Raw genomic sequence first — 25,504 nt, 5'->3', positions numbered from 1 at the left:
TTAATTGCAATGACCGCACACGATTCAAAAATACTCGGAGAGGGATTAACTTACGATGATGTACTGTTAGTTCCGGCATATTCCGATGTTCTTCCCAGAGAAGTAAGCATTCAATCAAAATTTACCAGAAACATTCCTATCAATGTTCCTATTGTATCTGCCGCGATGGATACAGTAACCGAATCCCGCATGGCAATAGCTATGGCCAGAGAAGGAGGAATAGGTGTTCTTCATAAGAATATGACCATGGAGCAGCAGGCTCTTAAGGTTCGTAAAGTGAAGCGTGCCGAGAGTGGAATGATCATAGACCCGGTAACCCTTCCTATTTCGGCAAGGGTGCGTGATGCCAAGGAGTCTATGAAAGAGCATAGCATCGGCGGGATCCCGATCGTAGATGAAAACGGTAAATTACTGGGGATAGTAACTAATCGTGACCTTAGGTTCGAAAAGAACCTTAACAGGCCTATCGCTGAGGTTATGACGTCAGAGAACCTGGTAACGGTTTCAGAAGGAACTTCTTTAGACGATGCTGAAGATATTTTACAGGCAAACAAGATTGAGAAGCTTCCCGTGATCAATAAAGACCAGAAACTGGTAGGGCTAATCACTTTTCGTGATATTACCAAGCTTACGCAGAAGCCGATGGCCAACAAGGATACTTTTGGAAGACTAAGGGTAGCTGCGGCTGTGGGAGTTACTGCAGATGCGGTAGACCGCGCAGAAGCACTGGTTAATGCCGGGGTAGACGCGATCATCATTGATACGGCTCACGGTCATACCAAAGGAGTGGTACATGTGCTGAAAGAGGTAAAGAAGAAATTCAGTGACCTTGAGGTGGTGGTAGGAAATATTGCCACGGGAGAAGCGGCAAAATACCTGGTAGATGCCGGGGCAGATGCGGTTAAAGTAGGGATAGGACCAGGTTCCATCTGTACAACTCGTGTGGTTGCGGGGGTAGGATTCCCTCAATTTTCGGCGGTACTTGAGGTTGCTGCGGCGATCAAAGGAAGCGGAGTTCCGGTGATTGCAGACGGTGGCATTAGGTATACTGGAGATATTCCTAAAGCGATCGCTGCGGGAGCTGATTGTGTGATGCTAGGATCGTTGCTAGCAGGTACCAAGGAATCACCTGGAGAGACCATCATCTTTGAAGGTCGTAAATTCAAGTCTTATCGCGGAATGGGATCTGTAGAAGCTATGCAAAAAGGTTCTAAGGACAGGTATTTTCAGGATGTGGAAGACGATATCAAGAAACTGGTGCCAGAAGGCATCGTTGGACGTGTTCCTTACAAGGGAGATCTTGAAGAAAGTATCCATCAGTTCATAGGAGGTCTAAAGGCCGGAATGGGATATTGTGGAGCCAAAGATATTGAAACCCTTAAAGAGAACGGTAAGTTCATTAAGATCACCGCTGCCGGGGTTCATGAGAGTCATCCACATGATGTAACCATTACCAAGGAATCTCCAAATTACAGCAGGTAATTATTCAAACAGAGATATAATAAAAAAAGCCCTCACATTTGTGGGGGCTTTTTCATTTTTAGAATAATATTATCTAATTCTCAACCGTGTTCTCAGCTGCCGGTTTAGGATCTTTAGGCTCAATGCCTAGTTTCTTTAAAACTTTCAGGGTAATATCATCTTCAACCCTTGAAAAAGCAAGTGCGTTGGAGCCTGCATGGAAGATCTGGGTATATCCTTCCTCGGCGATCACTTCCTGCATAGCCTTGTCTATTTTCTCATATAGAGGGCCGGTAAGTTCGTTACGCTTCATTTGCATCATTACCCCAGCCTTCTGGCGAAATCCTTTGATGTTGTTTTCCAGCTCGATGATCTTGTCTTCCTTCTGTTTCTTCAGGGTGTCTGAATAGGTTTCACTGTTCGCCTGGTAATCTTTTACCATGGTCTCATATTCCTTGATGCTGGATTCAAGGTCAGATTGCAGCTCCTTGTTATAAGATTCAAGGCCCTGGCTTACATCAGTGTTTTCAGGCATCTGGGATAAGATGTATTCGGCATCTATGGTCCCGATCTTAGATTGTGCATTCGATGAAAATGCGAAAAACATTAATAGTATTGCTAAACTAAATCGTTTCATTTTTTGTGATTTTTTCGCAAATATAACAGCCTGAGTAGAATATATCTAGTCTTTTATTTCAAAAATTGAGATTCTAGTTGTCCAGCACGCTTTTTTCTTCCTCTACGAATGCTTTGAAGTCTTCCATGTATTTCCGGGATTGTTTTTTGAAGGCACCCGGCAAGAACCAGCCAACCAGCTTCATGAACCCGCTGAACTGGAATTCGTTATCTGTGGTCCATAAAGTGCTTTTTTCAAGGGTGGGAGAGAAGCGGTTCACCTGGTAGTTATAGACGCCCTTGGCCTCATAAGTGGCGCTGTATTCTTCGGGCAGGTTGTTCTTGATAATGGTTTCGGTCATTTCTATTTGCCGCTTTCCCATATCGTACTTGAGCAGGTTCTGCGAGCCTTCTTCACCAAGCTTGCCATTGATGGGCTTCATAAAGATGAATCCGCGCTGCCAGTGCTTCATGTTTTTAGGGTCTGAAAATTTTTCCACGACCTCTTTTCGGGGCTTATTAATAGTGATCTCCAGTTGGTATTTCATAATAAGCTGATTAGTTGTAGCTTAAAGATAACATAGAATTAAATATTTCTGAAATTTATAATTTAAATCTGCTGTTTTCGTTATGCCTTTAGCTTGCAGAACCTTAACTAATTCTTATTTTTGCCCGGATAGAGATCTTATGTACAGGTAACTTCTCTTCTGGCATTTAATTTGAAGAATGCTAAATAAAACAGATTTTGAAGAAGAATTTTAGCGGATTTATTTTTGGCTTCATCTCATTGCTCCTGCTGGGTTGCGATTATTTTCAGCAATCTGATGATCGTAAGGTAGCCGTTAGAGTGAATGACTCCTATCTTTACGAAGAAGATATACAGGCCCTGATAAATGAGAACACTTCTCCCGAAGACAGCGCTATTATTGTTTCAAATTATATCACCCGCTGGGCTACCCAGCAGTTGCTCATAGACAGGGCAGAGCTGAATTTACCCCAATCTCAGCAGAATGAGTTCAACGAACTGGTGAACAATTACCGGAATGAGCTTTATACCAATGCCTATACCGATGCCGTGGTGTCCCGTGACCTGGATACTTCTCTCAACCGGGAAGATGTGGAGAAATATTATGAGCTGAACAAGGAAAATTTCATCCTGAATGAAGACCTGGTGAAACTTAGATATATCAACCTGGCCAAGAACAGCAATAACCTGGAGGAGATCAAGAGGAAATTTGAAAGGTTCAATGAAGAAGATCAGCAGGAGCTTTTGGATATGGCACTGCAGTTCAAGAACTATTCTTTGAACGATTCGGTTTGGGTAAAGACCAAATCTGTATATGATAAAATTGGTCCGCTTTCAGTAGAAGACAGATCAAGCTTGCTTAAGAAATCTAATTTTATGGAATTGCAGGATTCACTAAATGTGTATCTTGTGTACGTAAATGACGTTCTAAGCCGAAATGAGCAGGCACCCATAGAATATGCTTCGGCAACCATACGCGAGATTTTGCTGAATAAACGCAAACAAGCATTAATTAAGGAATTAGAAAAAGATATTACAAAAGATGCAATTAAGAATAATGAATTTGAAATCTTCAATTAAACCTGTTTTAGCAGGCCTGGGTGTGATACTGAGCAGTACTTTGAGTTACGGGCAGGAAGTGATCGTTACAGACAGTACTTCCATTCAGCCTGATGCCGAAGTGAGACAAGTGGAAGAAAGCAAGCAGGGTACCCAGAGGAAAAAGGTAGATGGGATTGCAGCTGTAATTGGGCAATATATTATCCTGGAAAGTGATATTGACCTTATGTATAAGGATATGCAAAGCCAGGGAATGTCTACTTCTGAAGTGACCGACTGTAATCTTGCCGGTTCCCTAATGGAAAATAAACTATATGCTCACCATGCCATACAGGATAGTATCATCATTTCTGATGCCCAGATAAATGGAATTGTAGACCAGAGACTTCAGGGACTGGTACAGCAGGCAGGTTCCATGGAAAAGATCCTGGAATTCTACAATAAGGAAAGCGAAGCTGAACTGAGACAGGAGATCTTCGATCTTACCAAGCAGAGCCAGCTTACCCAGAGAATGCAACAAAAGATCATCGAAGAGATCGAGATCACTCCAGAAGAGGTGAGACAGTATTATAACAAAATGGAAGAGAAGCCAATGTTCGGAACAGAGGTGGAACTTTCACAGATCGTGATCGAGCCGGAGATCCCTGAATCTGAAAAACAAAAGATCATAGATCGACTAAATGAGTTTAAGGCAGATATCGAGGAAAATGGTGCGAGCTTCTCTACCAAAGCAGTTCTTTACTCCCAGGATCCTGGAACGGCTTCAGATGGAGGTAGAATTACTCTTACCCGTAAAGATCCATTTGTAAAGGAATTTAAGGATGTAGCTTTTAGCCTTCAGGAAGGAGAGATCAGCGAGCCTTTTGAAAGTGAATTCGGTTATCATATCATCCAGATCGACAAGATCAGGGGGCAGACCGTAGATCTAAGACATATACTTTTGATCCCTGATGTGACTAACGCTTCCGTAGAAAAAGCCAAGAAAGAAATAGATACCATCAGGAAAAAGATCGTGAACGGCGACCTTGAATTTGCAGCTGCGGCGAGAGAAGCTTCAGACGAGGAAGAAACCAAGAATGAAGGAGGTAAGCTTATTAATCCTCGTACCGGGGATACCAGATTCGAACTTACCAAGATAGACCCGGAGCTGTTCAAGCAGGTTGAAGGTCTGGAAGAAGGTGAAGTTTCCCTGGTGCTAAGCCAGAAGGACAGAACGGGAAGGCCACAGTTCAAGATCATCAAGGTTACAAAAAAGATCCCTGAGCATGAGGCAGATTATGCTACAGATTATCAGAAGATAAAGGAACTTGCACTAAGGGATAAGCAGCTTGATGCTATCGCCGAGTGGCAGAAAGAAAAAATTAACGACACCTATATAAAAGTGAATGGTAAATATCGCGACTGCGATTATACCAGTGACTGGGTGAAAAACTAAAATTATATGTCTGACGTTGCACTGGTAGAAAAGTTAGTAGATAAGCATCAGGATCTCAAGAGAGAGATCGCAAAGGTGATTGTTGGTCAGGATGAGGTGGTAAACCAGATCCTTCTAAGTATTTTCTCCGGTGGTCATTCATTATTGATCGGGGTTCCCGGGCTGGCCAAGACGCTAATGGTGAATACCATCGCCCAGGCCCTGGGTCTTAATTTTAAACGTATACAGTTCACCCCAGACCTTATGCCCAGTGATATACTTGGAGCAGAGATCCTGGATGAGAACAGGAAGTTCAAATTCATCAAAGGACCCATTTTCACCAATATACTACTGGCTGATGAGATCAACCGTACCCCGCCTAAAACCCAGGCAGCGCTGCTGGAAGCCATGCAGGAACGAGCGGTTACCGTAGCCGGGCATCACTATAAACTGGATCTGCCTTATTTTGTGCTGGCAACCCAAAACCCAATAGAGCAGGAGGGAACCTATCCCTTACCGGAAGCCCAGCTGGACAGGTTCATGTTCGCCATCCACCTGCAGTATCCCAGTTTTGAAGAAGAAGTAGATGTGGTGAAAACCACTACTACCGACGAGTTCCAGCAGGTGAATGCATTATTCACAGCCCAGGAAATATCAGATATTCAGCATGTGATAAGAAGAATTCCCGTTCCCGATAATGTGGTGGAATACGCCGTTAGACTGGTAGGAAAGACCCGTCCTCAAAACGGCGCGCCAGACCTCATCAAAAACTACGTTGATTGGGGTGCAGGGCCAAGGGCCTCGCAAAACCTTATTATGGCCGCTAAAACCCACGCCGCGGTGAACGGTAAATTCTCGCCAGATATCGAGGATGTTCAGGCAGTTGCTTTCGGAATTCTAAGGCACCGAATCATTAAGAACTATAAGGCAGAGGCAGAGGGCATCACCGAAGAAGAGATCATCAGGAAATTGTTCTAGATGATCGGGATTATCCTAAAAAATAAATTAGCTTACAGTATCTTATTTTATGTTTTCTGGGGCGGCTCTTTTTACGCTACAATTTTGAACCTTGGCGAAGGTGCCACAGAAATTCTAAGATGGTTTCTTAGGTTGCTAATTTTCCTTTTCTGGTTGCCAGTACTGCTGGATATGATCAAGACCAAAATAAAGAATAAAATATTCTGGATCCTTTCCATGTTTTTACTTCCCTTTTTCGCCCCGGTAGTTTATATCTTCCGGCGGAAAAATCTTGTGCATCTGGAAACCAATAAATTTAAATTTGGGAAATAAACCCGGTAAAATTGATAAATTCTCAATTTATTACCCTTAAATTGGTTTTTACTGAATTTTTAGCTATCAAAATTATAATTTCAGAAATTATTTATACTAAATTCTGAGATTCACTTCCAATTTTCAAAATCCCTTAGAAATCCCTATTTTTGCAAGACTTTTTTAGAACAAAAAAACAAACAGAATATGGCATACGATATTGATATGATCAAAAAGGTGTATAGCCACATGGCCGAGAGAGTGAATACTGCTCGCGAGGTTGTTGGAAAGCCTTTGACACTTTCAGAAAAGATCCTTTACTCTCACCTGTGGGATGGTCAAGCGACCGAAGCCTACAAAAGAGGTAAAGATTACGTTGAATTCTCACCAGACAGAATTGCCTGCCAGGATGCGACCGCGCAAATGGCTTTATTGCAGTTCATGCAGGCCGGGAAGAAAAAAGTTGCGGTTCCTACCACTGTTCACTGTGATCACCTGATCCAGGCGAAAATGGGAGCTGCGATCGACCTTCAGTCAGCTAACAAGACTAGTAGCGAGGTTTTCGATTTTCTGGAATCAGTATCTAACAAGTATGGTATCGGATTCTGGAAGCCGGGAGCTGGAATTATTCACCAGGTAGTTCTTGAGAACTATGCCTTCCCGGGAGGAATGATGATTGGTACAGATTCTCACACCGTGAACGCAGGTGGACTTGGAATGGTAGCCATTGGTGTTGGTGGAGCTGACGCTGTAGATGTAATGGCCGGAATGCCATGGGAGCTTAAATTCCCGAAACTAATTGGAGTTAAATTAACCGGAAAACTTTCTGGATGGACGGCTCCTAAAGATGTGATCTTAAAAGTTGCTGGTATCCTTACCGTAAAAGGTGGTACTGGTGCAATCATCGAATATTTTGGAGAAGGTGCACGCAGCATGTCCTGTACAGGTAAAGGAACTATCTGTAATATGGGGGCTGAAGTTGGTGCAACCACTTCTACTTTTGGGTATGATGACTCTATGGAGCGTTACCTGAGAGCTACCAACCGTGCAGATGTTGCAGATGCAGCCAATGAAGTACGTGAGCACCTTACAGGTGATGATGAGGTATATGCAAATCCAGAGCAGTATTTCGATGAAGTTATCGAGATCAACCTATCTGAATTGAAACCTCACCTAAATGGACCTTTTACTCCAGACCTTGCGACTCCAATTTCAGAAATGGGAGAAAAGGCAAAAGAGCATGACTGGCCAATCAATGTAGACTGGGGTCTTATTGGTTCATGTACCAACTCTTCTTACGAAGACCTTACTAGAGCCGCTTCTATTGCTAAACAAGCCGTGGACAAGAAAGTAAAAGCAAAATCTGATTTCGGTATCAACCCGGGATCTGAGCAAATTAGATATACTGCAGAAAGAGACGGACTGCTACAGATCTTTGAAGATCTTGATGCGACTATCTTTACGAATGCCTGTGGGCCATGTATCGGTCAGTGGGATCGTTCAGACAGGAAAGGTGAAGAGAAGAACACGATCGTTCACTCCTTCAACCGTAATTTCTCTAAACGTGCAGATGGTAACCCGAATACTCACGCTTTCGTAGGTTCTCCAGAAATGGTTGCCGCGATCGCAATTTCAGGTAGACTTGATTTCGATCCAACTCGTGATAAACTGATCAATGAGGATGGTGAAGAAGTAATGCTTGATGAGCCACAGGGAATTGAATTACCAACAAAAGGATTTGCTGTAGAAGATGCAGGGTATATTGCGCCAAAAGAAGATGGTAGCGATGTTGAAGTAAAAGTTGCTGAAGATTCTGAAAGACTTCAGTTATTGACTCCTTTTGAGCCATGGGACGGTAAGAACCTAACCGGGGCGAAACTTCTTATCAAGGCCCACGGAAAATGTACTACCGACCATATCTCTATGGCTGGACCATGGTTGCGTTACCGAGGTCACCTGGATAACATTTCTAACAACTGTTTGATTGGAGCGGTTAACGCTTTCAATATGAAAACGAACTTCGTGAAGAACCAATTGACAGGTGAATACGATGGAGTACCTGCAGTACAGAGAGAATACAAGAAAGAGGGAATCCCGACGGTAGTTGTGGGTGACCATAACTACGGTGAAGGTTCTTCGAGAGAGCATGCAGCCATGGAGCCAAGACACTTAGGTGTTAAGGTTGTTCTTGTGAAATCTTTCGCTCGTATCCACGAGACTAACCTGAAAAAACAGGGAATGTTAGGTCTTACTTTCGCGAATGAGAACGATTACGATCTTATTCAGGAAGATGATACCTTCAACTTCGTAGATCTTGAGGATTTTGCTCCAGACAAGCCTCTAACTATCGAGATCGTTCATGCTGATGGAAGCAAGGATACCATTAAGGCGAACCATACTTACAACGCTCCACAGATCGAGTGGTACAAGCACGGTTCAGCGCTTAACCTTATCAAGAAGCAAAACGCAGCTTAATTTTAGCTGAAATTATAAAAAGAAAACTCCCTTTTCAGGGAGTTTTTTTATGTCTTAACTTTGCGAAAATTTAGCTTTGAGCCCAATGAAATTATTCAAGAACCAGTGGTCTAATATCATCTTTATCGTGGTCATCCTGGCCATGATCATTCCCCAGACCAGGAAGCCTATACAGATCTTTGTAAATAAACTCATTTCTTTCGCTCCTTCGGTAAACGACGAGGAAGACAGGGAGAAAATTGCCAATTATAACTGGGTGCTGGAAGATTCACGTGAAAAGCGCGTAGAATTTGAAGAGTTTAAAAACGAGGTTGTGATCTTGAATTTCTGGGCTACCTGGTGCCCGCCATGTATCGCAGAAATGCCGAGCTTTCAGGAATTATACGAAGATTACGGTGAGAAAGTGACTTTCCTGTTTGTATCATCTGAACATCATGAAACAACAGACGGGTTTATGAAACGAAAGCGTTTTAGCCTGCCTTCCTATAAAATGCTTACGAAAGCCCCTGAACCCATGATAGGCAAAACACTTCCTACCACCTACGTGATCGCTAAAGATGGAAGCATTGTGGTAGACAAGGTTGGTGCCGCAGATTGGAACAGTGATAGTTTCAGGAAAACCCTGGATAAATTGCTCGCGGAATAATTTATAATTTATTGAAAAAGGATTTCAGGAACTGAGGATGAAATAGAGATAACATTATTTTTAGATCTTCGGAAAAACTGGTCTCTTCATCCAGGAACCTGAAAATATCCTGAATCGAATTTTTTGTGTAGAACTTGGTGAACAAAGATTCCCCCAGGTCATTTCGCTTTTCCAGCACATCCAGGAAGATCGCATCGTATTTTCTGAATTTATTATTCTGTAGTCCATAGGAAGGTCTCCTACTGCTTTTAATGTTCTGGATGAGTTGTTCTATCTTTTTCTCGGTATTCTTAAAGGAATAACCCGAAGATGCCTTTACCCAGCCCCCGGCAGTTCCGATCCTGGTGAGATAATCGGTATTTTCGCTATGGAAATCAAAATCGGTCATCGGGATCATGCCCTTTTCGGTTTCGGTGATCTTATAGTTTTCGATCTTTAGGATCTGCGATAGATATTTCTCCAGGTAAATATCATACTCTTTATCCTCGACTAGAAAAGGTGTGAAAAAGGTGAATTCAACCAGGGCTTTATTTTTCGAGAGGGGAAGTACATAGGTGAAACTTGTGGAATCTTTGTATTTTATTCGATAGTCCATCATAGTGAAAAGGCTTTCATCAAAATGCTCCTTTTCGGTCTCAATTTCCCATCCCTTGAAATGCTGGTAGATCACGGCAGATTTTTCGTCCTGCTTATACTCTTCTGGAGGCCGACTGTCGAAAAAATGTGTGGCGGTATAATTCCCTTTCCTTCCAATAGCGGTCCTGGTTACCTGGTCAATTTTTTCGATCTCATCCTTCACAAAGCTGATATCTTCAGACCTTTCCAGTTTTTTCCTTATAAAATTATAGAAATCAAGAGATTTCAGCATCTTATAGGAATAGGGTTCCAGATTAAGTATCTCTTCGGTTTCAGAAGAAATGAATCTACCCATTTGCCAGCTTTTATGAACCAGGTGATCCCAGGAGCCCATATTCTCTTCCCAGAAGCACCAGGTCTTATCGTTGTCAGTTTTATCTGAAGGGTCGATGATAATTATCTTCTTCCCCTTGAAGAAAACGTCGTTGCTAATGCGGTAGGCTAACTGTAATCCAGCCAGACCACCGCCAACTATGGCATAATAATAATCTGGCGTTATCATTTATGGGTAAGTCCTATTTTCTGAAGTATTTAAAAGGCACGAACAACATCCCGAAGCATTCACCATCATCTTTTCCCAGATGTTTGTGATGCATTTTATGGGCTCTTCTAATTCCCTTGGCGTATTTGTTATTTGCGTTCCTGAATATTTTGAATCTCTGGTGGATAAAGATATCGTGTACGGTAAAATAAGTGATCCCGTAAGCCAGGATTCCCAGGCCGATAGGCAGACCAATCCAGATATCTTCATATTTCCATAAAAGGAAGCAGCCTATACTTACCAAGGCGTAAAAAACGAAGAAAAGGTCGTTTCTCTCCCACCAGCTGCTGTGATCTTTGCGGTGGTGATCCTTATGGAGTTTCCATAGAAATCCGTGCATTACATATTTATGGGTAAACCAGGCCATTCCCTCCATGATGATGAAGGTTCCCAGAAACACTGCAATCCATAATAAAACATTCATAATCTGTATTCTTTTATATAAGGTTCAGTCGGTAGGAAATATAAGATTTTGCAAGGAGACCGGCCTTCTGATAGTTTGGTACTCTAATCCTGCGTTTTCTTATTTCCAGCGACGGAACTCTTTTTAATTTTTGTAATAATTTCCTGTAGTAAATATACGCCGTATAGACTCCAAATTTAGCTTCTACGGGCAAATGTGCAATTCCTTTTAGACCTTTATGAAAATCCTCTTCGATCTCTTTAATGATCTGTTCCTTGTTCATTTCGTTAAGTTGGGACAAATCTACATTGGGGAAGTAACTCCTGCTCAGGTCCTCGTAATCTGCTTTAAGATCCCTTAAAAAATTCACCTTTTGAAAAGCCGATCCCAGGCTCATGGCCGAATCCTTTAATTCTTCATATTTTTGTTCATTTCCCTTCACAAATACCTTTAGGCACATAAGGCCTACTACATCTGCACTTCCGTAGATATACTGGCGGTATTCCTCCATACTTAGATATTCGTTCTTATGAAGATCGAGGCGCATGCTATCCATAAAGGAATTATATAACTCTTTCTGGATGTCGTATTTATGAACGGTTTCCTGAAAAGCGTTCAAAATGGGATTCATGGAAATCTTCATCTCTATGGCTTTGTGAAGATCTGTTTCAAAATCCTGAAATAATTTTTTCTTGTCGTAATCGTGGAAGGTATCCACAATCTCATCAGCGAATCTCACAAATCCGTAAATGTTATAAATATCCTGCCTTATGGAAGGAGCTAGCATTTTTGTGGCCAGGGAGAAAGAGGTGCTGTAAGAATTGGTTACGGTCTTACTGCAGGACCTGGACACGATGTCAAAAAGGGCTTTCATATCAATTTTTTTCATTTTTTTCGATTAGACCGGCTGCCAGTTTCCCTGAAATCAGGGAAGGGGGGACACCAGGACCGGGCACGGTTAATTGCCCTGTAAAGTATAGTTGGTCTACTTTTTTACTTCGTAACTTAGGTCTGAGAAACGCGGTTTGGAATAGCGTATTGGCCATTCCATAGGCATTTCCTTTATAAGAATTATAGGCTTCCTTAAAGTCTTTCACACAAAAGGATTCCTTAAATATAATATTTGTTTTCATTTTTTGCCCGGTGATCTTTTCAAAACGCTCCAGGATAATATTAAAATAACGTTCTCTTATCTCTGGCGTATCTTCCAGGTCTGGAGCTAATGGAATTAAAAAGATACCGGCTTCCTTACCTTCCGGAGCGCAGGTTTCGTCTGTTATAGATGGGAAACTGGCGTAAAAAAGCGGATTCTCAGGCCAGGCTGGGTCATCATAAATATCTTTTGCATGCGCTTCAAAACTACTGTCGAAAAATAAAGTGTGGTGAGAAACATTATCCAGCTTCTTATCGAATCCCACATAAAAGAGCAGGGAAGAAGGTGCGAAGGTTTTATTATCCCAATATTTTTCTGAATACTGTCTGAGTTCTGGTTTCAGCAGTTGTTCGGAATGATGGTAATCTGCACCGGTTAGTATTTTATCTGCAAAATGCTGTTTACCATTTACCTGAAGTCCGATCGCTTTTGAATTTTCGGTAATGATCTTCTCAACGGGTGAATTCAAATGAAATATCACTCCAAGGGATTCTGCCAGGTCTCTTATACCTTCTATCACCTTGTACATTCCGCCTTTAGGATGCCAGGTGCCCAGGCCAAAATCGGCGTAGTTCATAAAGCTGTAGAAAGCCGGGGTGTCACTCGGTTTGGCGCCAAGGAATAATACCGGGAATTCCAGTATCTGCCTGAGTTTATTGCTGGAGAAATCCTTGCGAACATCAGAACTTATATTGGTAAAGAAACGGCCCAGTCTTGTTGCAGTTGCCGGGGTGACCAGCTCAAGGGGAGATATGCCGGGCCTGTATACAAGGTCCTTAATGGCAATATCATAATTATCCTGAGCCTTAGAAATAAAATTTTCCAGTTTTTGAGAGCTTCCCGGTTCTACCTTTTCAAAATTGTCGTAGATCTCGTTTAAGGAACCTGGAATAAGGACTGAATCGTCCTTTCCAAAATATACCTGGTAGGCGGGATCCAGCTTTTCCAGCTGATAGTAGTCTGAAGTTTTCTTGTCAAAATCTGCAAAGAATCTTTCAAAGACATCGGGCATCCAGTACCAGGTAGGGCCAATATCAAAGGTGAATCCTTCTTTTTTTAGCTGGCGGGCTCTTCCGCCTACGCTATCGTTCTTTTCAAAAACCTCTACTTCATAACCCGCTTTCGCGAGATAGCAGGAGGCGGCAAGAGATGAAAAACCTGAGCCTATAATATTGATCTTCTTTGGCATTTAAGGGATTTTAAAGGGTCTTTGCGAAATCGAAAACCGAAGTATGTACCTTAATATTTTCAGCCAGACCTTTTGTTTCTATTTCCTTGGTGCGCTGACCAAATAACAATAATTCGTGATTCTTTTCCTGACAAATCTTTTCCTGGAAATCATCAATGAACTCCTGGATGTTCGTATTTACAGGAGTGATGGTAAGGTAACTTACGAAAACCAGGTTCTTATGGATTTTCATCAGGTAATCCATATTGTCTAAAGGAAGGCTTGGGCCAAGGTATATGGCGTTTTTACCCGCATTTAATAATTCGTAGTTCAGGTAAAGTATTCCTATATCGTGAATCTCGTTATCTGGAAGAAACAGGACGTATAACTTTTCATCTATTTGGTCTGGGATCTCAGCCTTAAGATCGGCAATGTTCAAATAGATTTTCTGTTTGATGAGTTCAACGATATAATGCTCATGTATTGGCTTTATGGTATCTGTTTGCCATAACAGGCCGATCTCTTCTAAAAGTGGCAGAAAAACATCGTGGAAAACCTCTCTGAAGGTCCTCTTGGATCTCAGTTTATTATAGGTTCTCTGGAACAGGCGGTCATCAAAATTCATCATGGCCAGCTTGAAGGAATTCTTCGCCCTGTTCTCTTCACTGGAAGATGCCGAAATTCGTTTTACCAGGTCATTGATCTCCTCCTCCTGCATCTTGGAGATGCGTGATATCTTGTATCCATGTCCGTTGAGAAAGGCGATGTTCAATAGTTTCTGGAGGTTCTGGCCGTTATAAGTTCTAATATTGGTGTCTGTCCTTTCGGGATTCAGTATATCGTAGCGTTTTTCCCAGATCCTTATGGTGTGAGCTTTTATTCCACTAAGGTGTTCAAGGTCTTTAATACTGAAATTTTGTTTAATATGTTCCATGATTTTCTATAGGGATTAAACAAATCTAAACAATAATAATCAGCTATTGATTTATTAAAATGTTAAATGTTTAATATTATAAATAGAAAATTAAACAAAATAATTTCAGGCAAAGGAAGACCTTTTTCGAAAGCTTCGAAATTCAGTTTAATTTAGTAAATAATTAATGTGGGAAAAATGTATTGAAAAGTCAGGAATAGTACCCGAGGCGGGACTTGAACCCGCACGCCCTAATGGACACATGGCCCTCAACCATGCCTGTCTACCAATTCCAGCACTCGGGTTTGAGATTATGGAAGAGCTCCATAGGCTGGTAATAAAAAACCGGAGGTCATCCGGTGTAGAACTTAATAGTGATCTGGCTGGGGCTCGAACCCAGGACCCTCTCCTTAAAAGGGAGATGCTCTACCAACTGAGCTACCAGATCATTAATATTTCAAAATCTAACAAATTCTTTGATCTGGTTGGGCTTCCGGGAGGAAAAATATATACCCAATAAAATTCAGATCAAAAAAAGTGATCTGGCTGGGGCTCGAACCCAGGACCCTCTCCTTAAAAGGGAGATGCTCTACCAACTGAGCTACCAGATCATTAAAATGCATCCGTCTTTTTGCGAATGCGGGTGCAAATATACATTCATTAATTTATTTTTCAAGCCTAAATTGGTATAATTTTATCATAGTTTTGCCTTTCACTCATTTTAAGGAGATTATCGAATGAAAATTTTTCTAATAGGATATATGGGATCTGGAAAATCCCATATCGGAAAGCGTTTAGCGGAAAGAATTGAGCAAGAATTTATAGATTTTGATGAAGAAATCGAAAAAATGGAAAATTCCAGAATTTCTGAGATTTTTCGGCAAAAAGGGGAGATCTATTTTAGAAAATTAGAGAGAAAGGTATTGGAAAGAATGCTTAAGCTTGATCAGCAAGCGGTGATCTCACTCGGAGGAGGCACACCCTGCTATGGAGATAATATGGAGTTGATAAAAAATTCTGATGATGTAGTATCCTTTTACCTGAAGCTAAATGTGCAGACTCTTACCGAAAGGCTTCAGGCCGAGAAAGAGCATCGTCCCGTGATAAGCCACCTGGAAAATGAAGAGAAATTAGAAGAGTTCATCAGGAAACATCTTTTTGAAAGAGGTTTCTATTATAACCAGAGTGATCACATCATCAACTGTGACTCTAAGATTTCAGAAGAGATAATAGAAATGATTCAGCAGAAATTAGGATAATACGACCCTGTCCTTACCTTTTTCAAAAATAACCTTTACAGTTTCACTCAGGGAAGTAGAAAGAGAAATTCCCTTAAAATCGGCTTTTACCGGGTATTTCTTATGGTTTCTATCTACCAGGACCGCGGTTTTGAATTGTTTTAAGGGAACATCCAGGAAATGCCTTACTCCGTAGATAAGGGTGGTGCCCGAGTTAAGTACATCATCTACCAGGATGATCGCCTTGTTCTTATAATCTTCCGGCTTAAGCGAGGTCTTTACCTCACCCAGGGGATTCTTTTTGTCTATCTCAACCTTACAAAGGGTAGTGGTTAAAGGGGAGATATCCTTGAGTTCAGCTTCAAGTCTCCTGGCTACCTCGTAACCGTTCTTGAGGATACCGGCAATGATGATCTCTTTTTCTTCAACATTGCTCTCGTAAACCTGATAGGCGATACGTCGAATTTTATGTTTTATCTCTTCCTGGTTTAAAATTGGATGATGATCTTTCATCTCTTATTTTTTTCTGAATTTAAAAAACAATTCATTTCCCTGTCTTGGAGGAATAGAATTATAACATCGCTCCAAAATATCTATTTTGAAGTAGGGGCTAAAATACGCTAAATATTCTTCTTTATTTCCGCCGAATGGCGGGCCGTCTTCTTTAAGTTCGAAATCGAAAAGCAGGCCGGCGATTTTACCTTCATAAGTAAGGAGCTCTGATGTTTTCTTGGCATATTCCGGCCTTTTTTCTACCGGGATGGCACAAAAAAAGGTCTGCTCAAGGATAAGATCAAATGAGCCTGCCATTTCAAAGAAATCCTGCTGTATTAAGTTTTTTTCTGGGAACTCAGGAATTCGCTTCTTTAGATTTTCCAGGGGTTCCCTGGCGATATCACAAACGAATACATTGCTGAAACCATTTTTGAAGAGATATTCGGCTTCATAAGAATTACCTGCTCCCGGGATCAATATACGAAGCTCTTTATCTTCAATTTGGTCAATATATTGCTTTAACGGGGTAGAGATATGTCCAATATCCCAGCCGGTGTTACCCTCTTTATATCTATTGGACCAAAATTCGCTATTCATCTTTTTTATTCTGATCCTTAAATTCATCCTCGGCATTTTCGAACCAGTCGTCAATATCCCTGCGGTCCTTTTTGGTAGGCCTTCCCGTACCTTTTTTGCGATAATAATCTTTGGAATATTTGAGCAGGTCAAGCTTTTCGAAGGCTTCTTTAGGCGTTACATCATGCACATAAATATTCACCAGTTTCGCGCCCACCCTGCTTTTTGGCAGGTCCAGGATTTCCAGTTCGTAATTTATCTGGTTCTTTCTTACCCTGAGCTTGTCCCCCGGGAAAACATCCTTGGAAGGTTTTAAGATCTCATCGCCCAATCTTACCTTACCCTGCTTGCAGGCGTTGGTCGCAATACTCCTGGTCTTAAAATATCGCACGCACCATAAAAATTTATCAACTCTCATAATTTGACCTCTAAATCAGCGTTCATAATGAAGCAAAAATACTAGATTATTGTATCTTGCGGCTCCAAAATATAATTCTGATGAGATTAAACAAAATATTAACGATCTGCCTGTTGGCATTTCTTGTATTTTCATGTGATAAGGATGATGACAATGGGTCAACTCCGGTTCCTCTAAGGGACAGGGGAGAGCAGGCAATTGCAGATGATCAGGCTTTAATAGAATACCTTTCAACGCATTTTTATAATTACGAGGAGTTCGAGGACCCTGCCGAAGATTTTGATTATATAGTTAGGCTTGATACCATTGCCGGGGAAAATGCAGATAAGACCCCTATCATCGAGTCTGAAAAGCTTATCACCAAAACGGTGAATAATCAGGGTGTAGACCAGCAGTTATATGTGCTGGTAGTGAGAGAGGGTGAAGGTCAGAAACCTACTTTCGCAGATTCTACTTACGTGACCTACCAGGGGGAATTGCTTACTGGTACTGTCTTTGACAGCAGGTTAAAATCGCCGACCTGGTTTAGTTTAACGCCTTATTTTAATCGTTCTTCAATAGAAGGAACATTGGTAGAAGGCTTTCCGGAAGGTCTTGAAGAATTCCGTGGAGCAACAGGATTTACCACCAATCCAGATAATACGATCACCTGGAATAATGATTTTGGAGTAGGATCTATCTTTATGCCTTCAGGACTGGCTTATTTTGCGGCTGCGCAGCCTAAGATTCCTTCTTATTCGCCAATTATTTTCAACATTAATATGTACAGGGTGAACGAGGCAGATCACGACAGGGATGGAATCCCTTCTTATATGGAAGATCTAGATGGTGATGAAGACCTATTAAATGATGATACAGATGATGACGGAGTGCCTAATCATTCAGATCCGGACGATGACGGGGACGGTACCCCAACTAGAGAAGAGATCGTAATCAACGAGGATGGTACGATCAGTTTTCCAGACTCCAATAATAATGGAACACCAGATTATTTAGATCCAGATACTTTTTAGGATTAATAGAAAATCTATTAATAAAAAAGCCCTGCCTTTCAGCAGGGCTTTTTTTATTGAGAATATTTTTTATTTACCTCCTATAGATTGCAAGTCATCTATGCAATCCTGGTCCAGTTCGGGAACTCCGCCACCTTCTATCACGTCTACGACCCCGCTTCCAAATTCAATGGAAGCTCTCATAAGGCAGCCGCTGTTAACACAATGTCCGTTATTTTCTGGGTCTTCATGGTCACTCGTTTGTTCCGTGCCCAGGTTTACCAGGCCGAACAAATGAGAAAACTCGTGGTTTAATGTGGCACCTTCGATAGTAGCTCTTCTGGGAGCGTTATTCCGGCTGGCAAAATCCCTGATGGTTTTCCCATAGATGACCATAGAGGTATTTCTAAAGGCTGAACCCAGAACAAATTTCTCGTCGGTATCCTTTTCATTGTGTCCATCGGCGAAATAGATCCAAACGGCAATTTCGTCTCCAACATTATAGGCGGTGCGTTCTTGTTTTTCGATTTCCACTACTTCTTCAATGGAAAATGGAGCTTTCCCGGAAGAAGGCACAGACCTCAGGTTGATGCTTATCCCGTCTGGTTTATAGGTCCTGGATTCAAGAAAATTTCTGAAAATAGAGATGGCTTCATCTGAAGGTTTATAGTTTTCCACATACACGATCTCTATATTCATTGAGGTGTAGGTGGCGTCGTTCAACAGGTCTGAAGCTGAGGTTCCCAGGCTCTTGAGATTCGCCGATCGGTCAATGCCGTCACCACCATCACTGGGGCTTTCTGAGGTACAGGAAATAACCAGGCTTAGGCTGACAAATAGTAGAAGTAATCTTTTAAATCTTATCATGGCAATTTTTAAGCATTAATTCAAAAATAGTAAAAATCACGAGTTTAAGTAATTGTAGTTTCTAAGCCGTTGCAAAAACGAAGCTTAAGCTTATCTATTTAATTTTTAAACAGGCCAGATATTCATAGTTTTCTCCGGTAATAAGGATCTCGGTTTCGAATCCGTTTTCTGAAGCATATTTTTCAAGCAATTCTGGATCTATATATAACCAGTCGAAGCTCTCGGAGGTTTCCTCTTTATAGCTTACCCTGAATTCGAATTCTCCATAATATTTTTCTGAAGCCTCGATTTCATCATCGAATAGATAGATGAGATCTGAGGAATCCATAAGTATTTTTCCTCCTTCCTTCAGTAAACTTTTGCAGTGATTGAAAAAGTTTTTGAGGTTTTCAAGTTTTCCTATGATGCCGCTTCCGTTCATAAGCATTAAGATCGTATTGAACTTTTCATTTTCGATACTGAAAAAATCCTGGCAGCTAGCATTTACCACACCTCGCTTCCTGGCAATTTCAATAGCTCCCGGGGAAGTATCTATGGCATGAACTTTCAGATTTTCATTTTTCTGAAGATAGAGTGCATGGCTTCCGGCACCACAACCCACGTCCAGCACTTTTCCCTGGCAGGATAAAAGGGCCTTCTGTTCTATCTTGGGCATCTCATTGAAATCTCTGAATAAATATTCCGTAGGAATAATGTCATCATCAAAATCTGGAGAATGCACGTTGATATTCGTTCTATCATTTTCTTCGTAGAATGCTTTAATGGCATTGCCGAATATATCCTTATTTTTGTCCAATGGAAGAAATTCTTAAGAGGTTACCTGAAAAGGCCAAAGATAAGAAGAAGGAGAATAGGAAATTCTTTTCCAGGCTAAAGAAACGTCCGCCGAAAGACCTGGATTCTTTAATGCTGGAATTGCACGAAGATGAATTTTCCAGGACAGACTGCCTTAATTGCGCCAACTGCTGTAAGACTACCGGCCCGTTGTTTACCCAGAAGGATATTGAAAGAATTAGCCGGCATTTCAGGATGAAGCCCGGAGAATTTATCGATACTTATCTCAGGCTGGATGAGGATAATGATTTTGTACTTCAATCTGTCCCCTGCCCATTCCTTGGCGCAGATAATTATTGCTCCATTTACGATAAAAGACCTAAGGCCTGCCGGGAATATCCCCATACAGACCGGAAGGATTTTTATAAAATTTCTAGTATAACCATAAGAAACACGGCGGTTTGCCCGGCTGCCTATAACATTGTGGAGGAAATGAAGAAAAGATTGAAAAACTAACTTTTAGGTCTAAAATATTTTGTTTTTCTTTAACAAAATATTTGACCATGAAAAAACTATTACTCCTTCTTTTCTTATCGACTTCCAACCTTTTTGCGACCAACTGGTATACAGATCTGGAAACCGCGCAGAAAGTCGCCATTGCCAGCAATAAATTGATCATAGTAGACTTCTGGGCAGACTGGTGCGGTCCCTGTAAGAAGATGGACCGGGACGTATGGGGTGAGGAAGAAGTGAAGACCGTCCTTGCCGATTATGTTCCGCTAAGGGTAGATTTTGATACTCAAAGGCAATTAGTGAATCAATACGGAGTTCGTGGAATTCCTTACGTGGTAATTATGGATGCCAATGGTAAGGTGCTTCACAACAATCTTGGGTACACAGATAAGAATCAAACACTGCGTGTTCTTGAAAAATACAGGTTGAACACCTCTTTTATGCAGCTGGAAACCGCCTATTTTAATCGGCAGCCAAGTTATTCCACGGCTTTAAGGCTCGCGCAGAAATATCTGGATTTCAGTCTCTATGTGGAAGACCCGGGGGTTAGGAAAACTGTACTATCTCTTGCCAAAGAATATCTATCGGAAACCGAAGACCTGCTGGACTCCAAACAGTCTAATTACAATATGGTGGAGCAGAAGATCGAACTCCTCGAGGCGAATGTGGACCTTTACGATGGCAATTATCGTAAACTGGCGAGATTCCTTGAAAAAAAGATCGATGAGGAAGATTTAAGAAAATATAACTGGGGTATTTACTGCTTTTTGAATTACTGTAAATTCAAAGAGGAAGATGACGAGGAAAATATTCAAAAATGGGAAGATGAATTGAACCAGCTAAAAAATCCGGAGGTATACTGGACCAGGTATTCCAAACTGGTCGCTTCAAAAGAATAAAAAAAGAATTTTTTAGAAATAAAAAGCCCGAACATTAAGATGTTCGGGCTTTTTCGTGAAAGTGAATAAGGCGGTTATTCCTGGTATAGCAGATATTTTTGCCTCATTTTATCGTAATTAGATAATCCCTCTTTCCAGCTATCCCTGATTTGCTGAAATGACCTGCCGCTTTCAATTTGTTTCTGGAGTTCCTTGGTTCCGGCAAGTTTTGTGAAAAACTGGTTGAAGAACTCCTCTTTTTTAGCCGTATGCTCATATGCCTCAATGAGCCATTCCAGGTTTAAAGCTGATAAATATTCTGCCCCGGTTAGGTCTTTTCCATAACATGTTTTTCCTAAATGCTTGGGATTGGTAGCGCCATCTTTTGATTGCGGGGTATAGCTGAATCCATAATAATTTTGGTCAAGAAATGGCGATCCGAAAACCTGGAACTGTTTGTCGGTTCCGCGGCCAGCATTCACATTGGTACCTTCAAAAAAGCAAAGGCTGGGATAGAGGTTGATCGATCTATCGTTGGGTAGGTTAGGGGAAGGTTTAACCGGAAGGGAGTAAGGTTTAGAGTGATCGTAGTTTTCCATTTCTATGATCTTAAGCTCGCAGGCAATGCCATTTTTCAGCCATTTTTCACCATTGATCATTCGGGCATATTCGCCAATGCTCATGCCGTGTACCACCGGAACAGGGTGCATGCCCACAAAACTTTTAAATTCTTTCTCTAGGATAGGCCCATCAATATAATGCCCGTTGGGGTTGGGCCTGTCCATCATGATAAGCGGAATGTTATTCTCAGCGCAGGCTTCCATCAGGTAATGCAGAGATGAGATATAAGTGTAAAACCTTGCTCCTACATCCTGTATATCGAAGATCATGATCTCAATATCCTTTAAAGCTTCCGGGGAAGGTTTTTTATTGCTGCCGTAAAGCGAAACAACGGGAAGGCCGGTCCTGGTATCAACGCCATCCTTTATAATTTCACCGGCATCGGCCGTGCCTCGAAATCCATGTTCTGGCGCAAATACCTTGGTGATCTCAACATCCAAAGCCAGCAGGGAATCTACCAGGTGTTTGTAATCACCTTTTTCAGTTTTTATGATGGAGGTCTGGTTGCCCACCAGGCCTATTTTTTTATTCCTGATCATTGGAAGATAAGCCTCGGTCTTGTTCGCCCCGGTAATTATTTCGGCAGAAACGGCTGGCAAATTTTCTTGTTCTTCATGATTTTCTGAAAGCAGTTTTGCTTCCTTCCGGCTGTTTCCGCAGGAAAGAATTCCAATAAGAATAAATAAAAATGTACTTTTGAACAATCTCTTAATCATAGGATATTGAATTTCGAGTATTTCGTTGTAAAGCGCCTTATCAGCGCAAAAAAGTATAAAAGTAGCATATCTGCCCCTATAATAAAAATCGCCATAACGGCTATCGCGATAGGGGTGATCATGATGCTGGTTTCTTTTGCGACGGGGCTCGGGCTGCAGGAAAAGATCAGGGATAAGATCGCTGCTTTTAATGGGCATATCAATATTTCCAGTTACGATAATAATAGTTCTAAAGTCTCGCTGATCCCGGTTTCCAAAGACCAGGATTTCTATCCTGAATTCACTTCGGTGGAAGGTATAAAGCATGTTCAGGCCGTAGCTACTGTTTTTGGAGTGATTCGTACCGAAGAGGATTTTGAGGGAGTGATCGTAAAAGGAGTTGGTGGTGATTACAACTGGGAGTATTTTGATGAATTCCTTTTAGCTGGCCGCCTTCCCGATTTTTCAAATAAACTGAACGACGGGATCCTTATTTCCCAGTATCTGGCCAGCCGGCTTAAACTGGAGGTCGGGGATAAGGTACCTACCTATTTTCTAAGGGATGACAGCGAAAGGCCACTGGTGAGAGGTTTTGAGATCACCGGTATTTATGAATCTGGTTTCCAGGAATTCGATGAGCTTTATCTAATAGCCGATATCAGGCATATTCAGCGTATCAATGGCTGGGAAGACGACGAAGTTGGTAATTTCGAGGTTTTTATAGAAGATTTTGATGAGCTGGATAAGAAGGGAAATGAGGTTTATGAAAATACCGGCTCCTTTTTGGATACTCAAACCATAAGTCAGAAATATTACTCCATTTTCGAGTGGCTTTCCTTATTCGATTTTAATATAGCCCTTATCATCGGCATCATGATCCTGGTGGCGGGAATCAATATGATCACAGCGCTTTTGGTGCTTATTCTCGAACGTACCCAGATGATAGGGATTCTGAAGGGGCTTGGCGCCGGTGACTGGAGCATACGAAAGATATTTTTGTATAATGCTGGATACCTTATTCTCCTTGGATTGTTCTGGGGTAACCTTATCGGGATTGGATTACTGGCTATTCAGAAATATTTCAAACTGGTGCCACTGGATCCCCGCACCTATTATGTTACCGAAGTTCCCATCTACCTTAACTGGGATTACGTACTTGCGGTTAACCTGGGAACCCTCATCCTGTGTATGCTCATGCTGCTTATTCCTTCGGTGATCATTTCCAAGATCTCTCCAGTTAAAGCCATTAAGTTCGAGTAAATTTTCCGACCAAAATATAAGCACCTGTAATCCTTGGTTAAAGGCTTCAGGATTTTTTACATTTGCAATCTTAAAATTTGAAAATGGAATACGCTGAAAATATATTAGGTACGATAGGCAACACTCCTCTGGTCAAGATGAATAAGATCGTGAAGGATATCGATGCCCTGGTACTTGCTAAATATGAAACTTTTAACCCGGGGAATTCTGTTAAGGATCGTATGGCTGTGAAAATGGTTGAAGAAGCTGAAAAGAAAGGTCTTTTAAAGCCTGGCGGAACCATCATTGAAGGAACTTCCGGAAATACCGGTATGGGCCTTGCTCTTGTGGCCATCGTCAAAGGATATAAGATGGTCTGCGTGATGAGCGATAAGCAAAGCAAGGAGAAAATGGATATCCTAAGGGCTGTTGGAAGCGAAGTTGTGGTTTGTCCTACAGATGTTGAACCAGATGATCCTCGTTCTTATTATTCTACCTCAAAGAGGCTGGCTGAAGAAACGCCTAATTCCTGGTATGTGAACCAGTATGATAACCTGGCCAACCGCCAGGCGCATTACGAAACCACCGGCCCGGAGATCTGGAAACAGACCGACGGAAAAGTGACGCATTTCGTGGTAGGGGTTGGTACCGGAGGAACTATCTCTGGAGTGGGAAAATACCTCAAAGAACAAAATCCGAATATCAAGGTCTGGGGAATAGACACCTATGGCTCGGTTTTCAAGAAATACCATGAGACGGGAATCTTTGACGAAAAGGAAATATACCCATATGTGACCGAAGGTATTGGAGAGGATATTCTGCCTAAGAATGTAGACTTCGACGTAATAGACGGGTTTACCAAGGTAACCGATAAAGACGCGGCGGTTTATACCCAAAAGCTTTCCAAGGAAGAAGGTTTCTTTTTGGGGAACAGTGCCGGGGCTGCTGCCAAAGGTCTTTTACAATTGAAAGAGCATTTCAAAAAAGATGATGTGGTAGTAGTGCTTTTCCATGACCATGGTAGCCGCTATGTAGGTAAAATGTATAATGACGAATGGATGAGAAAAATGGGATACATCGAATAGTATTCTTTTGCAAATAGATCTAAAACCTCGCCCTGGGCGGGGTTTTTTTATGCTAAGAAAAAACTAAAGACAGAAGAATAATTTCAGAATAGTGCCAAATATTCTATTTTCAGGGCATAAAATTTAATTATGAAGAAAATCTACCTTGTCTTTTTCAGTTTTATACTTTTTTCTTGTAGTTCCACCCTGGATGTTAGGAATAACCAGGAACCAGAAAATCCTGATTTCACCTACCTTGCCCTGGGCGATTCTTATACCATTGGGGAAAGCGTGGTGGAAACCCAACGCTGGCCGGTTCAGCTTGCCGAACAGCTTCGAGCAAGGGGCTACAAGATGGCACCTCCAAAGATCATAGCCAAGACTGGTTGGACCACGGCAGACCTCCTAAGGGGAATAGATAACGAGCTGGATGTACAGAGAGATTTTGACCTGGTTTCCATCTTGATCGGGGTGAATAATCAGTACCAGGGAAAACTGATCACCGAATACGAGGAAGAGCTTCGAACTATCTTCCGTAAGGCCATTAACCATTCCAAAACAAGGGAAAAAGGTGTGTTTGCGGTAAGCATCCCCGATTATGGATATACTCCTTTTGGAGCTGAAAACCAGGAAGAGATAAGTGCAGAGATTGACCGGTTTAATGAGGTCTTTAAGAGGGTGGCGGCAGAATTCAATGTGCCTTTTTATAATATTACCCCCATCTCCCGGGAAGCAGATGAAAATCCTGAACTGGTGGCCAGTGACGGATTACATCCAAGTGGTTTAATGTACAAATATTGGGTAGACCAGATCGTAAACCAGGTTGCTGAAAAACTCCCGCAATAAATGTTTAAA

27 protein-coding genes and 3 tRNA genes are annotated in these 25,504 nt (G+C 41.7%); 14 read left to right on the top strand and 16 right to left on the bottom strand.

Translation table 11 applies throughout. The annotated features are described in order from the left end of the window. Nucleotides 1–9: 9 nt before the first annotated feature. Complete coding sequence (guaB, locus tag FLP08_RS02490) at nt 10–1,482, top strand: IMP dehydrogenase (protein ID WP_156273689.1); 1,473 nt, start codon at nt 10–12, stop codon at nt 1,480–1,482. A gap of 73 nt (nt 1,483–1,555) precedes the next feature. Here guaB and FLP08_RS02485 read toward each other — a convergent pair whose 3' ends face one another. Next, on the bottom strand, nt 1,556–2,098 hold the full coding sequence (locus tag FLP08_RS02485; RefSeq protein ID WP_156273687.1) for an OmpH/Skp family outer membrane protein: 543 nt from the start codon (nt 2,096–2,098) through the stop codon (nt 1,556–1,558). A gap of 73 nt (nt 2,099–2,171) precedes the next feature. Continuing rightward, on the bottom strand, nt 2,172–2,624 hold the full coding sequence (locus FLP08_RS02480; RefSeq protein WP_156273685.1) for an SRPBCC family protein: 453 nt from the start codon (nt 2,622–2,624) through the stop codon (nt 2,172–2,174). Nucleotides 2,625–2,821: 197 nt separating this feature from the next. Here FLP08_RS02480 and FLP08_RS02475 point away from each other — a divergent pair, with 197 nt between their 5' ends. The 6 genes from FLP08_RS02475 (at nt 2,822) to FLP08_RS02450 (ending at nt 9,465) form a co-directional block, all read left to right on the top strand. After that, entirely contained in the window at nt 2,822–3,682 is an 861-nt protein-coding gene (locus FLP08_RS02475; protein ID WP_156273683.1) for a peptidyl-prolyl cis-trans isomerase, read from the top strand. Further along, entirely contained in the window at nt 3,645–5,096 is a 1,452-nt protein-coding gene (locus FLP08_RS02470; RefSeq protein WP_156273681.1) for a peptidylprolyl isomerase, read from the top strand. Before FLP08_RS02475 ends, FLP08_RS02470 begins: the two co-directional genes overlap by 38 nt. Before the next feature lie 6 nt (nt 5,097–5,102). Continuing rightward, nucleotides 5,103–6,053 carry an AAA family ATPase gene (locus FLP08_RS02465; RefSeq protein ID WP_156273680.1) on the top strand — a complete coding sequence of 317 codons (951 nt, stop codon included), beginning with the start codon at nt 5,103–5,105 and terminating at the stop codon, nt 6,051–6,053. Continuing rightward, nucleotides 6,054–6,365, top strand: a complete 312-nt coding sequence (locus FLP08_RS02460; protein WP_156273679.1) for a PLDc N-terminal domain-containing protein — start codon at nt 6,054–6,056, stop codon at nt 6,363–6,365. A 186-nt stretch (nt 6,366–6,551) separates the two neighbouring features. Beyond that, entirely contained in the window at nt 6,552–8,819 is a 2,268-nt protein-coding gene (locus FLP08_RS02455) for an aconitate hydratase (protein WP_156273677.1), read from the top strand. An 85-nt stretch (nt 8,820–8,904) separates the two neighbouring features. Then, nucleotides 8,905–9,465, top strand: a complete 561-nt coding sequence (locus FLP08_RS02450; protein WP_156273675.1) for a TlpA family protein disulfide reductase — start codon at nt 8,905–8,907, stop codon at nt 9,463–9,465. A gap of 1 nt (nt 9,466) precedes the next feature. Here the strand turns inward: FLP08_RS02450 and FLP08_RS02445 are convergent, their stop codons facing one another. The 8 genes from FLP08_RS02445 to FLP08_RS02410 all read right to left on the bottom strand — a co-directional run bounded on the left by FLP08_RS02445 (nt 9,467) and on the right by FLP08_RS02410 (nt 14,890). Then, nucleotides 9,467–10,603 (bottom strand): lycopene cyclase family protein, encoded by a 1,137-nt coding sequence (locus FLP08_RS02445; RefSeq protein ID WP_156273673.1) that lies wholly within the window; start codon nt 10,601–10,603, stop codon nt 9,467–9,469. Between the two features lie 13 nt (nt 10,604–10,616). Continuing rightward, nucleotides 10,617–11,066 (bottom strand): sterol desaturase family protein, encoded by a 450-nt coding sequence (locus tag FLP08_RS02440; protein WP_156273671.1) that lies wholly within the window; start codon nt 11,064–11,066, stop codon nt 10,617–10,619. A 13-nt stretch (nt 11,067–11,079) separates the two neighbouring features. Beyond that, on the bottom strand, nt 11,080–11,919 hold the full coding sequence (locus FLP08_RS02435) for a phytoene/squalene synthase family protein (RefSeq protein ID WP_156274306.1): 840 nt from the start codon (nt 11,917–11,919) through the stop codon (nt 11,080–11,082). Nucleotide 11,920: 1 nt separating this feature from the next. Further along, on the bottom strand, nt 11,921–13,387 hold the full coding sequence (gene crtID, locus FLP08_RS02430; RefSeq protein WP_156273669.1) for a bifunctional phytoene desaturase/3,4-desaturase: 1,467 nt from the start codon (nt 13,385–13,387) through the stop codon (nt 11,921–11,923). 10 nt (nt 13,388–13,397) lie between these two features. After that, entirely contained in the window at nt 13,398–14,300 is a 903-nt protein-coding gene (locus FLP08_RS02425; RefSeq protein ID WP_156273667.1) for a MerR family transcriptional regulator, read from the bottom strand. A 200-nt stretch (nt 14,301–14,500) separates the two neighbouring features. Next, a tRNA-Leu gene (locus FLP08_RS02420) sits at nt 14,501–14,584 on the bottom strand. Nucleotides 14,585–14,654: 70 nt separating this feature from the next. Then, a tRNA-Lys gene (locus tag FLP08_RS02415) sits at nt 14,655–14,727 on the bottom strand. A gap of 90 nt (nt 14,728–14,817) precedes the next feature. Next, nucleotides 14,818–14,890 (bottom strand) — tRNA-Lys (locus FLP08_RS02410). A gap of 126 nt (nt 14,891–15,016) precedes the next feature. Here FLP08_RS02410 and FLP08_RS02405 point away from each other — a divergent pair. Next, on the top strand, nt 15,017–15,538 hold the full coding sequence (locus tag FLP08_RS02405; RefSeq protein WP_156273665.1) for a shikimate kinase: 522 nt from the start codon (nt 15,017–15,019) through the stop codon (nt 15,536–15,538). On the opposite strand, the gene FLP08_RS02400 is transcribed toward FLP08_RS02405, so the two are convergent. Genes FLP08_RS02400 through FLP08_RS02390 form a run of 3 tightly spaced genes read right to left on the bottom strand, consistent with a single transcriptional unit; the run spans nt 15,530 to nt 17,006 of the window. After that, the gene (locus FLP08_RS02400; protein ID WP_156273663.1) at nt 15,530–16,030 is read right to left on the bottom strand and encodes a phosphoribosyltransferase family protein; all 501 of its coding nucleotides are present in this window, start codon (nt 16,028–16,030) and stop codon (nt 15,530–15,532) included. The two genes, FLP08_RS02405 and FLP08_RS02400, sit on opposite strands and share 9 nt — an antisense overlap. Nucleotides 16,031–16,033: 3 nt before the next feature. Next, a complete protein-coding gene (locus FLP08_RS02395; RefSeq protein ID WP_156273661.1) occupies nt 16,034–16,609 on the bottom strand; it encodes a methyltransferase domain-containing protein in 576 nt (191 codons plus the stop codon). Continuing rightward, complete coding sequence (locus FLP08_RS02390) at nt 16,602–17,006, bottom strand: RNA-binding S4 domain-containing protein (protein ID WP_156273659.1); 405 nt, start codon at nt 17,004–17,006, stop codon at nt 16,602–16,604. The genes FLP08_RS02395 and FLP08_RS02390 overlap by 8 nt, the downstream gene beginning before the upstream one ends. An 80-nt stretch (nt 17,007–17,086) precedes the next feature. On the opposite strand from FLP08_RS02390, the gene FLP08_RS02385 reads away from it, so the two are divergent. Further along, a complete protein-coding gene (locus tag FLP08_RS02385; RefSeq protein WP_156273657.1) occupies nt 17,087–18,019 on the top strand; it encodes an FKBP-type peptidyl-prolyl cis-trans isomerase in 933 nt (310 codons plus the stop codon). A 69-nt stretch (nt 18,020–18,088) separates the two neighbouring features. On the opposite strand, the gene FLP08_RS02380 is transcribed toward FLP08_RS02385, so the two are convergent. Both FLP08_RS02380 and FLP08_RS02375 read right to left on the bottom strand, forming a co-directional pair. Beyond that, a complete protein-coding gene (locus FLP08_RS02380; protein ID WP_156273655.1) occupies nt 18,089–18,865 on the bottom strand; it encodes a hypothetical protein in 777 nt (258 codons plus the stop codon). A gap of 94 nt (nt 18,866–18,959) precedes the next feature. Further along, on the bottom strand, nt 18,960–19,661 hold the full coding sequence (locus FLP08_RS02375) for a class I SAM-dependent methyltransferase (RefSeq protein ID WP_156273653.1): 702 nt from the start codon (nt 19,659–19,661) through the stop codon (nt 18,960–18,962). Between FLP08_RS02375 and FLP08_RS02370 the strand changes: the two genes are divergently transcribed. Continuing rightward, entirely contained in the window at nt 19,661–20,155 is a 495-nt protein-coding gene (locus FLP08_RS02370) for a YkgJ family cysteine cluster protein (RefSeq protein WP_156273651.1), read from the top strand. The genes FLP08_RS02375 and FLP08_RS02370 overlap by 1 nt on opposite strands. A 47-nt stretch (nt 20,156–20,202) precedes the next feature. Further along, nucleotides 20,203–21,051, top strand: a complete 849-nt coding sequence (locus tag FLP08_RS02365; protein WP_156273649.1) for a thioredoxin family protein — start codon at nt 20,203–20,205, stop codon at nt 21,049–21,051. 74 nt (nt 21,052–21,125) lie between these two features. Here FLP08_RS02365 and FLP08_RS02360 read toward each other — a convergent pair whose 3' ends face one another. Then, nucleotides 21,126–22,367, bottom strand: a complete 1,242-nt coding sequence (locus tag FLP08_RS02360; RefSeq protein ID WP_156273647.1) for an exo-beta-N-acetylmuramidase NamZ family protein — start codon at nt 22,365–22,367, stop codon at nt 21,126–21,128. Between the two features lie 6 nt (nt 22,368–22,373). Here FLP08_RS02360 and FLP08_RS02355 point away from each other — a divergent pair, with 6 nt between their 5' ends. From FLP08_RS02355 to FLP08_RS02345, 3 genes are all read left to right on the top strand, one after another. Beyond that, entirely contained in the window at nt 22,374–23,606 is a 1,233-nt protein-coding gene (locus FLP08_RS02355) for an ABC transporter permease (RefSeq protein WP_156273645.1), read from the top strand. An 83-nt stretch (nt 23,607–23,689) separates the two neighbouring features. Further along, nucleotides 23,690–24,670 carry a PLP-dependent cysteine synthase family protein gene (locus FLP08_RS02350; RefSeq protein ID WP_156273643.1) on the top strand — a complete coding sequence of 327 codons (981 nt, stop codon included), beginning with the start codon at nt 23,690–23,692 and terminating at the stop codon, nt 24,668–24,670. 129 nt (nt 24,671–24,799) lie between these two features. Next, nucleotides 24,800–25,495 carry an SGNH/GDSL hydrolase family protein gene (locus FLP08_RS02345; RefSeq protein WP_156273641.1) on the top strand — a complete coding sequence of 232 codons (696 nt, stop codon included), beginning with the start codon at nt 24,800–24,802 and terminating at the stop codon, nt 25,493–25,495. The last annotated feature ends 9 nt before the right edge of the window (nt 25,496–25,504 follow it).

The organism is Christiangramia aestuarii, from assembly GCF_009735585.1.
In the GTDB taxonomy this organism is placed as follows: Bacteria; Bacteroidota; Bacteroidia; order Flavobacteriales; family Flavobacteriaceae; genus Christiangramia; species Christiangramia aestuarii.
The sequence above is the reverse complement of the archived record's forward strand: the minus strand, read 5'-3'. Positions and strand labels throughout refer to the sequence as shown.

Bases quoted from the DNA above. Each gene is read 5' to 3' on its own strand.
- FLP08_RS02465 (WP_156273680.1), top strand. From the start codon at position 5,103: ATGTCTGACGTTGCACTGGTAGAAAAGTTAGTAGATAAGCATCAGGAT.
- FLP08_RS02455 (WP_156273677.1), top strand. From the start codon at position 6,552: ATGGCATACGATATTGATATGATCAAAAAGGTGTATAGCCACATGGCC.
- FLP08_RS02370 (WP_156273651.1), top strand. From the start codon at position 19,661: ATGGAAGAAATTCTTAAGAGGTTACCTGAAAAGGCCAAAGATAAGAAG.
- FLP08_RS02405 (WP_156273665.1), top strand. From the start codon at position 15,017: ATGAAAATTTTTCTAATAGGATATATGGGATCTGGAAAATCCCATATC.
- FLP08_RS02480 (WP_156273685.1), bottom strand. From the start codon at position 2,624: ATGAAATACCAACTGGAGATCACTATTAATAAGCCCCGAAAAGAGGTC.
- FLP08_RS02395 (WP_156273661.1), bottom strand. From the start codon at position 16,609: ATGAATAGCGAATTTTGGTCCAATAGATATAAAGAGGGTAACACCGGC.
- crtID (WP_156273669.1), bottom strand. From the start codon at position 13,387: ATGCCAAAGAAGATCAATATTATAGGCTCAGGTTTTTCATCTCTTGCC.
- FLP08_RS02350 (WP_156273643.1), top strand. From the start codon at position 23,690: ATGGAATACGCTGAAAATATATTAGGTACGATAGGCAACACTCCTCTG.
- FLP08_RS02390 (WP_156273659.1), bottom strand. From the start codon at position 17,006: ATGAGAGTTGATAAATTTTTATGGTGCGTGCGATATTTTAAGACCAGG.
- FLP08_RS02425 (WP_156273667.1), bottom strand. From the start codon at position 14,300: ATGGAACATATTAAACAAAATTTCAGTATTAAAGACCTTGAACACCTT.
- FLP08_RS02470 (WP_156273681.1), top strand. From the start codon at position 3,645: ATGCAATTAAGAATAATGAATTTGAAATCTTCAATTAAACCTGTTTTA.
- FLP08_RS02460 (WP_156273679.1), top strand. From the start codon at position 6,054: ATGATCGGGATTATCCTAAAAAATAAATTAGCTTACAGTATCTTATTT.
- FLP08_RS02445 (WP_156273673.1), bottom strand. From the start codon at position 10,603: ATGATAACGCCAGATTATTATTATGCCATAGTTGGCGGTGGTCTGGCT.
- FLP08_RS02435 (WP_156274306.1), bottom strand. From the start codon at position 11,919: ATGAAAGCCCTTTTTGACATCGTGTCCAGGTCCTGCAGTAAGACCGTA.
- FLP08_RS02400 (WP_156273663.1), bottom strand. From the start codon at position 16,030: ATGAAAGATCATCATCCAATTTTAAACCAGGAAGAGATAAAACATAAA.
- FLP08_RS02385 (WP_156273657.1), top strand. From the start codon at position 17,087: ATGAGATTAAACAAAATATTAACGATCTGCCTGTTGGCATTTCTTGTA.
- FLP08_RS02380 (WP_156273655.1), bottom strand. From the start codon at position 18,865: ATGATAAGATTTAAAAGATTACTTCTACTATTTGTCAGCCTAAGCCTG.
- FLP08_RS02365 (WP_156273649.1), top strand. From the start codon at position 20,203: ATGAAAAAACTATTACTCCTTCTTTTCTTATCGACTTCCAACCTTTTT.
- FLP08_RS02440 (WP_156273671.1), bottom strand. From the start codon at position 11,066: ATGAATGTTTTATTATGGATTGCAGTGTTTCTGGGAACCTTCATCATC.
- FLP08_RS02450 (WP_156273675.1), top strand. From the start codon at position 8,905: ATGAAATTATTCAAGAACCAGTGGTCTAATATCATCTTTATCGTGGTC.
- FLP08_RS02345 (WP_156273641.1), top strand. From the start codon at position 24,800: ATGAAGAAAATCTACCTTGTCTTTTTCAGTTTTATACTTTTTTCTTGT.
- FLP08_RS02360 (WP_156273647.1), bottom strand. From the start codon at position 22,367: ATGATTAAGAGATTGTTCAAAAGTACATTTTTATTTATTCTTATTGGA.
- FLP08_RS02485 (WP_156273687.1), bottom strand. From the start codon at position 2,098: ATGAAACGATTTAGTTTAGCAATACTATTAATGTTTTTCGCATTTTCA.
- guaB (WP_156273689.1), top strand. From the start codon at position 10: ATGACCGCACACGATTCAAAAATACTCGGAGAGGGATTAACTTACGAT.